Annotated in this window: 9 protein-coding genes; all 9 read left to right on the top strand. The window is 53.2% G+C overall.

Going from position 1 to position 9,108, the window contains the following annotated elements; all coding sequences use genetic code 11:
- Positions 1-290 (top strand): phosphatidylglycerophosphatase A family protein (locus AC2FNV_RS18235; protein WP_496774066.1); only part of this gene is annotated, 290 nt, incomplete at its 5' end.
- Positions 287-769: a CinA family protein gene (locus AC2FNV_RS18230; RefSeq protein ID WP_170607733.1), complete on the top strand. Its 483-nt coding sequence runs from the start codon at positions 287-289 to the stop codon at positions 767-769. The genes AC2FNV_RS18235 and AC2FNV_RS18230, both read left to right, overlap by 4 nt.
- Before the next feature lie 193 nt (positions 770-962).
- On the top strand, positions 963-2,144 hold the full coding sequence (locus AC2FNV_RS18225) for an ammonium transporter (RefSeq protein ID WP_170607731.1): 1,182 nt from the start codon (positions 963-965) through the stop codon (positions 2,142-2,144).
- A 142-nt stretch (positions 2,145-2,286) separates the two neighbouring features.
- The gene (locus AC2FNV_RS18220) at positions 2,287-2,967 is read left to right on the top strand and encodes an orotate phosphoribosyltransferase (RefSeq protein WP_170477791.1); all 681 of its coding nucleotides are present in this window, start codon (positions 2,287-2,289) and stop codon (positions 2,965-2,967) included.
- A gap of 224 nt (positions 2,968-3,191) precedes the next feature.
- Positions 3,192-4,682, top strand: a complete 1,491-nt coding sequence (locus AC2FNV_RS18215; protein WP_170607729.1) for a replicative DNA helicase — start codon at positions 3,192-3,194, stop codon at positions 4,680-4,682.
- 130 nt (positions 4,683-4,812) lie between these two features.
- A complete protein-coding gene (locus tag AC2FNV_RS18210; protein WP_170607727.1) occupies positions 4,813-5,868 on the top strand; it encodes a Hint domain-containing protein in 1,056 nt (351 codons plus the stop codon).
- 227 nt (positions 5,869-6,095) lie between these two features.
- Positions 6,096-7,130, top strand: a complete 1,035-nt coding sequence (gene alr / locus AC2FNV_RS18205) for an alanine racemase (RefSeq protein WP_170477798.1) — start codon at positions 6,096-6,098, stop codon at positions 7,128-7,130.
- Positions 7,127-7,909 carry an MlaE family ABC transporter permease gene (locus AC2FNV_RS18200; RefSeq protein ID WP_170607725.1) on the top strand — a complete coding sequence of 261 codons (783 nt, stop codon included), beginning with the start codon at positions 7,127-7,129 and terminating at the stop codon, positions 7,907-7,909. Before alr ends, AC2FNV_RS18200 begins: the two co-directional genes overlap by 4 nt.
- Positions 7,906-8,652 (top strand): ABC transporter ATP-binding protein, encoded by a 747-nt coding sequence (locus tag AC2FNV_RS18195; protein WP_170607723.1) that lies wholly within the window; start codon positions 7,906-7,908, stop codon positions 8,650-8,652. Before AC2FNV_RS18200 ends, AC2FNV_RS18195 begins: the two co-directional genes overlap by 4 nt.
- Positions 8,653-9,108: the final 456 nt, after the last annotated feature.

The raw sequence follows: 9,108 nt of genomic DNA, 5'->3' as shown, positions 1-9,108 counted from the left end.
ACCCTTCAGAAATCGTTGTCGATGAAGTTGCCGGTCAGCTGATCGCCGTGTGGGCTATCTCTTTTCCAGCTTGGACCCATGGTATAGAAATCACACAACTTTGGCCGGGATGGATTGCGGGATTTGTCCTGTTTCGGCTGTTTGACATTTCGAAACCCGGCCCTGTCGGATGGGCCGACCGTCGGAGTGATGCAATAGGCGTAATGTTGGACGACGTGATTGCCGGCATATTTGCGGCAATCGGGGTAACACTTCTTGCGGGTGTTGCGCACGGAGTTTTGGGCTTATGATCGCAGTTGAAATTCTTAACCAAGCCAACGCACTAGGTGTCATGATTGCCACTGCAGAAAGCTGTACCGGAGGCATGGTTGCCGCGGCGCTAACTGATATCCCCGGCAGTTCAGCAGTGTTTGAACGAGGCTTTGTCACCTACACCAACGTCGCCAAACAAGAAATGCTTGGCGTTAGCCCAGAAACGCTCGAAACGTTCGGCGCCGTTTCAGAGCAAGTCGCACGTGAAATGGCCGAAGGCACCATACAAAACTCTAAGGCGCAGCTTGCGGTTTCCGTTACTGGTATCGCTGGCCCGGGCGGATCAGAATTCAAACCCGAGGGCCGAGTATGTTTTGGTTTGTCTCGCAGGGGCCAATCAACACACACAGAGACGATTGAATTTGGCGCGTTGGGGCGTGCCTCCGTACGAAAAGGCGCCCGCGATCACGCCCTCGAACTGCTACTAATTGGACTTTCCCATTTTGCTCAAAATTAGTGCAGACACTTCACTTTGACGCAAATTTTATCACCACATTACAAAAAGCATTCAATTTAGGCGACTTTTTTGGCCGTTGCCTCTTTTTTCCCCGGCTTCACTCCGCTTCAAAGCCGCTCAATCACTCACTTGCCGTTTTTAGGTGCGGATTTTCTGCGCAACGGCGCTGATTACGAGGAAAGGAGAGCGGCCCATGAACGGAGCCGATACCGCCTGGATCATAGTTGCAACCGCCTTGGTCCTATTCATGACTTTACCCGGGCTTGCCCTTTTCTACGGCGGTCTCGTCCGCGCCCGAAACGTGCTGAGTGTATTCATGCATTGTTTCTCGATTGCCTGCTTGATGAGTATCCTTTGGTTGGCAGCAGGATACTCAATTGCCTTTGGGCCGGGTGAATCAGGATTTTGGGGCGGTTTTGGAAAGGCCTTCCTAAACGGTGTTGATGCTGACAGCCTTTCGGGCACCCTTCCCGAGATTCTGTTTTTTGCGTTCCAGATGACATTTGCCATCATAACCCCTGCTTTGATCGTCGGCGCCTACGTCGAGCGTGTCGGATTTGGGTTCGTCCTGACCTTTTCAGCACTATGGATGTTGTTGTGTTACGCGCCAGTTGTTCATTGGATCTGGGGTGGCGGAATGCTGACTGATGGCGGCATTTTGGGCGAAATTGGTGTGCGTGACTTCGCTGGCGGCATCGTAGTTCATGAAACTGCAGGTTTGGCTGCGTTAATCATCGCAGTAGTCTTGGGCCCGCGCCGAAACCGCACGACCCCCCCGCACAACCCCGGCTTTGTTATGGTGGGGGCCGCAATGCTTTGGGTAGGCTGGTTTGGTTTTAACGGCGGCTCGCAATTAGCGGCAGATGGTGGTGCGGCAATGGCCATGACAGTAACTCATTTGTCGGCTGCCACAGCTTCGCTGACTTGGGCGCTTTGGGAAAAAATCCGATTTGGCAAGGCGTCAATGGTCGGCCTCGTTACCGGAACGATTGCTGGACTTGCTTCGATCACTCCGGCGTCAGGGTATATAGGTCCGGTTCAGGCCCTGATCATCGGCGGTGTCGCTGGCATTCTGTGTCAGGAGGCGGTCTATGTGGTCCGCAACTTGCTGAAAATCGACGACACTCTGGACGTATTCGCGGTGCATGGCGTCGGTGGCATCTTTGGAACATTAATGATCGCACTTTTCGGCCTTGGGGCATGGACCGCACAATTGGGTGGATTGGTCATAGTGGGTGTTTATACCGCGATTGCGACTTTTGTGCTGGTCAAACTGGTTGCGCTGATCACCCCGCTTCGCGTAGACGCGGAAACCGAAACAAACGGGCTGGACCTCTCTGTACACGGAGAACGCGCCTATGACATGAGCAGCTAAGCCCACCTTGGCTGCTTGTCCGCCCGCTAGGGCAAAGCGGACCTCTTGCAGGTCCGCTTTTCTTTTAGGCCTAACCCCTCTCGACACTGGACCCACCGGCAGGCTATCTGCCCGCAACGTCATTTTACCTCGAGGTTTCGCAATGATCCCCAGTTCATTCCCCGATAGCACCGAAATCGCGCGTCTGACTGCTCGGATGCTGCTTGAGATCAAAGCGGTTCACTTCAATGCACGCGAGCCGTTCACTCTTGCTTCTGGCCTGCCCAGCCCGACCTACATCGATTGCCGAAAATTGATATCGTATCCGCGCATACGCTCGACCCTTATGGATTTCTTGACGGTCACTGTCATGCGTGATGCGGGCTTTGAGGCGTTTGACAATATTGCCGGGGGCGAAACTGCTGGCATCCCGTTTGCCGCCATGGTTGCCGAGCGCTTGGCCTTACCAATGACCTATGTCCGCAAAAAGCCAAAAGGCTATGGACGCAATGCCCGGATCGAAGGCGCGATGAATGAAGGTGAGCGCGTTCTGCTGGTCGAAGACCTGACCACTGACGGGGGTTCGAAGTTGTCATTTGTGGATGCGATCCGTGAAACCGGCGCAACCTGCGGCCACACTGCCGTCATCTTTTATTATGGCATATTCCCGGAAACCGAGAAAACGCTAGGTGATCACGGCATACAGCTACATAGCCTTTGCACTTGGTGGGACGTTCTGGCCGAAGCCAAAGAGCAGAAAGCCTTTGACGAAGAAACACTTGGCGGCGTCGAGGCCTTTCTTAACGACCCTCGCGCGTGGCAAGAGGCGCAAAAATCCACTTAAGCCAGTTGTGAATTGTTTGGGGATAATGCGGTTAGAATCGATACCGAACGAACAATATGTAGTGACATATGGCTCACATGCTACATAATGGTGGACAGCTAATCTGGAACCGTTGGTATTACAAAAGTTATCCCAAGGCTTTATCCGTAGTTAGCCACAGGTATTTCCAGATAGCCGACGCGCCATGTTAGCGTGTAAAGAACACCGTGGGCAGCGGGGACAAAATGAACGAGATCAGCAGTATCGAACAAGCGGCAGCGCAAATTCAAAACCCGGAAACTATGCCGCATTCCATAGAAGCCGAGCAACAGCTTCTGGGAGCAATCCTTACGAATAACGACCTGTATGACCGGGTCGCCTCGGTTATCGGCGCTGAGCATTTTTTTGACCCGGTTCATTCTCGTATTTACGAAGTTGCAGCCACTCGCATCGCTAAGAATGCTTTGGCGTCACCTGTAACTCTGAAGTCATTTATGGCTGAGGATGAAGGCCTAAATGAGCTGGGTGGCCCCGCCTATCTTGTAAAGCTGGCCGGCGCCTCTATCAGCGCATTTGCGGTACATGACTATGCCCAAATGATCTACGACCTGGCGATCCGTCGCGAGTTAATCCGGTTGGGCCGCGATATCTCGGACAAGGCGGCCCGGGTCGATGTATCGAGCGAGCCAAAAGAACAAATCGTTGAGGCAGAGCAGCAGCTTTATCAGTTATCCGAGCAGGGCCAGACCGAACAGGGATTTCAATCCTTCCTCAAGGCGGTCACAGAAGCCGTCAACGTCACAAACGAAGCTTATCAGCGCGGTGGCGGCATGGCGGGGATATCCACCGGTCTGGCCGATTTGGACAAGCAGTTGGGCGGTTTGCATCCCTCTGACCTGATAATTTTGGCAGGTCGGCCGTCAATGGGCAAGACATCGTTAGCCACAAACGTCGCGTTCAATGTGGCCAAAGCCTATAAGCGTGGCACGAAACCAGACGGCAGCGAAGGCGCTATCGACGGCGGCGTTGTCGGATTTTTCTCGTTGGAGATGAGCGCCGAGCAACTTGCAGGCCGGGTTCTGGCGGAAGCGTCTGAAATTTCCAGTCACAAAATTCGTCAGGGCGACATGACCGAAGCCGAATTTCGCCGCTTCGTAGATGCCGCGAAGGAACTCGAGGCTTGCCCGCTTTTTATTGACGACACGCCTGCACTGCCAATTGCACAACTTGCGGCTCGAGCTCGAAGGCTGAAGCGAACGCATGGGCTGGACTTACTTGTAATCGACTATTTGCAACTTTGTCGGGGAACGTCCGACAATCGCGTCAACGAGATCGCCGAGATTTCTATGGGTATGAAGGCGATTGCAAAAGAGCTCAACATTCCTGTAGTCGCGCTTTCCCAGCTTAGCCGCCAGGTTGAGAACCGTGACGACAAGCGCCCTCAACTCAGCGACCTTCGGGAATCGGGCTCGATCGAGCAAGATGCCGACGTGGTGATGTTTGTGTTCCGGGAGGAATATTACAAAGAGCGCGAAAAGCCAGGCGACCACGAACTGGAGAAAATGGAAGAGTGGAAACAGGCCATGGAGCGCTTGCATGGTAAGGCCGAAGTCATCGTCGGCAAGCAGCGCCACGGCCCCATCGGAACGGTTGAACTATCATTTGAAGCTCAGTTCACGCGGTTCGGTAACCTGGTCAAACCGTGGCAACAAGGCGGAGAGATCGAGGGATACTAGTTTCGTTACTTCCGGGCTTATTGCGCGAAGCAACGCACACAATTCGCTTTATATTTGGTTAACTTTCGTCGTGTTAGGCTTGCCGATGAATTGCGGTGTAGACCGCTGAAACCGTTGAGGCGGAACGGACTTGCCAGCCATCATTTCGGAAATCAGGTACAGAAACGGTCCGGGATTCAATCCCAATGAGGACTTCGTCGAGATACGCGTTCCAACTGGAACCGACGTGTCTGATTTATCGGTCGGTATTTACAACCAAAATGGGTCCTTGCGCAGTTCAACCGATGTCAGCGACGGCACGATGACCACTGTCGGAAGCTTTGACTACTATGTCGTCAACGCTCGCATAAATCGGTTTGGAGCGATGTCTTTATCCGATGACGAGTCGTTAATCAGTTTTGTTTCCTTGGACGCTGAGGTTACCGCCACCGAGGGTCCTGCGGACGGTCAGACCTCGACGCAGGTTGGAACAAATGGAAACGACTCGACCTCGTCCCTCAGTTCGTTTGACGGTACAAATTTTTTTGTTGATCCCAATCCAAATCCCCGCGCGCCATGCTTTACAAAAGGCACTTCTATTCTAACCGATAATGGTGAGGTACCGGTTGAAAAACTGACGCCAGGCGACCGTGTAGTAGCGACGGATGGCACGTTGCACACACTTCGGCTGAACCTTTCACGTTCATTGCGACATTCTGAATTGATCAGGACGCCCAAACTGCGTCCTGTATGCATAGTCGCAGGCGCGCTGGGTCAGGGGCTGCCCCATCGCGATCTACGTGTGTCGCGCCAGCACCGAATGCTGACCGACTCGCCCATCGCGCAACGCATGTTCGGAACACGGAAAGTTTTGGTTTCAGCGATCCGTTTGACGACCTTGCCGGGTATCCACTTAGACGAGACCGCCACCGAGGTAACCTATTACCATCTGGTTTTCGACCAACACGTTACACTTTTTGCTGAAGGTGCCCCCACTGAAAGCCTGTTTTTCGGGCCTCAAGTGATGGCAGCGGTGTCGGAAGAAGCTCGGCACGAACTTGTGCTGTTGTTTCCCGATATAGCCAAACGCTCGGTCATGGTCGCGGCCAGTTACATTCCAGACGGAAGCCGCCAGAAAAAGCTGGTGGAGCGGCACGCGTTCAACAACAAGCCATTGTTGTCGCAACCTACGGCAATACACGTTTAAATTGTGATATATCGATATTGAAGAATCGTGAACGATTATGGTGGCTTTCCACCTTTGATCATTAAGCTTGCACAATCGGCAAATCAGCTGGTTTTTGGCATGGTCCTAGCAAGCGCCTTATTTCATTTAAACATCGGGTCTTAACGTTCAAATTCCACCCGAAAATCGTCAGTATTTTCGCCGCCTTTCCTCTTGACCTACGCAACTCCGATGTCATGAACGAGGCCATGAGTACTGCACATCTTACGATCAACCTTCACGCATTGGCGAGCAACTGGCGTGCTCTCGACGCCAAGACTGGTGTTGAGACCGCAGCCGTGGTCAAAGCTGATGCCTATGGATTGGGTGCAGAACCGGTGGCTTGGGCTTTGGCTGAGGAAGGTGTCAGAAAGTTTTTCGTGGCCGCCGCAGAAGAAGGTGCAATTGTAAGAGAAGCGGTAGGACCTGATGCTATGGTCGCCGTGTTCTCTGGCCACATGGAACGTGACACTGATCTGTTGCGCAACCACCGCCTCACACCGTTGATCAACTCGCCCGAGCAATTCAAACGGCATACCGGGGCACTGCCTGGTCATCCTTTCGGTATTCAGTTGGATAGCGGCATGAACCGCTTGGGGCTTGAGCCGGCCGATTGGGCCGAACTGCGATACGAGGCGTTAGCGATGAACCCCGAGGTCGTGATGTCACATCTGGCATGCTCAGACGAGCCGGATCACCCAATGAACAAACAGCAACTGCTGACCTTCAAACAGATGACAGATGGAGTGAAGGCACCTCGGTCACTGGCGGCAACTGGTGGAATCTTGTTGGGGCCAGAGTTCCATTTTGACTTTTGCCGCCCGGGAATTGGGTTATACGGTGGGATGCCCTTTGCCGCAGCCAAACCTGTTGTAACAGTCGACTTGCCAGTGATTCAGACCCGCCGGGTGGATGTTGGTGAGACGGTGGGTTACGGCAACACATGGACTGCGCGCCGCCCATCCCGAATAGCGACAGTCGCCGCAGGATATGCTGATGGGCTGCATCGTGCCATTGGCGGCGGAATTGACGCCTTTGCTGGTGATCAGCCCTGCCCGGTGGTAGGACGTATCTCAATGGACCTTATCACCGTGGATGTTACTGATTTGCCCTACAATCCTGATCGCCTTCGAATTCTAAATGGACATCAGACCGTTGATGACCTGGCCGAAGCTGCCGGAACCATTGGCTATGAAATCCTGACCTCTATGGGCAGCCGCTATTCCAGAGGCTATGTGGAATGAATCTTCTCTCCCTGCCGGGCGGTTTGGGACGAGCGATTCTGACTATGATGGCCGCTTTCGGGCGCGTTACCATATTTGCTCTGGCATCGATCTCGCATATTTTCCGACCCCCTTTTTACCCTCGTGAATTCGCAATCGCGCTTTTGAATATTGGTTGGCTGTCCCTGCCGGTCGTAGGGCTCACCGCTATATTCACAGGCGGGGCGTTGGCCCTGCAAATCTACGCTGGTGGGGCGCGCTTCAATGCTGAAGCGGTGGTTCCTCAGATCGTCGCAATTGGAATGGTACGGGAACTGGGTCCTGTATTGGTCGGGTTGATGATCGCGGCACGGGTGACGTCTTCGATCGCTGCTGAAATTGCAACCATGAAAGTAACCGAGCAGATCGACGCGCTGATCACCCTATCAACCCACCCAATGAAATATCTGACCGCGCCGCGTGTTCTTGCCGCCCTGATCACTGTGCCTGCGTTGGTCGCGGTTGGTGATGTAATTGGAATAGCTGGGGGCTATACGGTAGCCACGCAGAATCTGGGTTTCAACCCGGCGACCTACCTGAAAAACACGGTGGAGTTTCTAGAAACACGCGACATTGTCTCGTCTTTGGTCAAAGGCGCGGCGTTTGGTCTTATCGCTGCAATCATGGGCTGTTACTACGGCATGACTTCCGGTCGAGGTGCGCAAGGTGTAGGCCGGGCCACCAAAGGTTCGGTCGAATCCGCAGCCGTGCTGATACTTGCAGCCAATTTTGTTCTCACAGGAGTGTTCTTCTCGCTATGATCCGGATGGAGAACGTACACAAAGCCTTTGGTAACAATCATGTTTTACAAGGCATGGACCTAGATATCCCCAAGGGAACATCGATGGTTATTATTGGCGGATCAGGCACAGGTAAATCTGTGGCGTTGAAATGCATCCTTGGCCTTATCCAACCCGACAGCGGAATGATCTATGTTGATGGTAAGGATGCTAAAAAAGGCGACAGGGACGCGTTTCTGGCCCGTTTTGGCATGCTGTTTCAGGGGGCTGCCCTGTTTGACTCGCTTCCTGTCTGGCAAAACGTCGCCTTCCGGTTAATGCGTGGTCCACTTAAACGCCCGGCCGACTACGCCCGTGAGATCGCCATCGATAAATTGCGCCGCGTAGGTTTGAAATCTGACGTAGCAGACCGGTTCCCATCAGAATTGTCCGGCGGGATGCAGAAACGTGTTGGTCTTGCCCGCGCAATCGCTGCCGAACCCGAGATCATCTTTTTTGATGAGCCCACGACCGGTTTGGATCCTATAATGGCCGGGGTAATCAACGACTTGATCCGCGAAATTGTCACGGAGATGGGCGCTACGGCGATGACAATTACCCATGACATGAGCTCGGTTCGCGCAATCGCCGACAACGTGGCAATGCTGCACGGTGGAGTTATTCAATGGACAGGACCCGTCGGGAAGATGGATACCTCGGGCGACCCCTATGTCGAGCAATTCATTAGCGGCAGTGCAGACGGACCGATTGAAGCAGTACGTTAGCAGCGGTCAGCTTTTCGTTCACTATTGATCCTATCGTATGCTCTCTGCGCGTAATCGTATCGCAGAAGGTACTTTCCATCTGGCCGCACAAATTCCGGCGTTTTTATTCGAACTACACCCAAAATTTGTTTTAAGTGAGTGCCTGAAACCGAGATATAGCTAGGGTGTTCGCCGGAGAACTTGTTGTAAATCCGACCCCCGATCCATTTGGCTCTCTGCCTAGCCCGATCTGTTTAGTACAAACGAAAATGCAAAACCCCAAAAAGTTGTTCGCGGTCAAATGGCAACCGATCCGCGGCAGAACTCAAAGCCGACAAAGCAATATTGGCACCACCTGTGAGCCCGTTCGACATAGTTTTGCCAAACGCAAAAGGTACATTCGCAGTTTTTATTACGGGATCAGGCAATGCAATTCAAAGACGAAGGTTAGAATATTATTCTACTATAGGCATTGCC

The organism is Ruegeria sp. BHSA163 (assembly GCF_059613365.1).
This window is presented reverse-complemented; position numbering and strand designations above follow the sequence as displayed.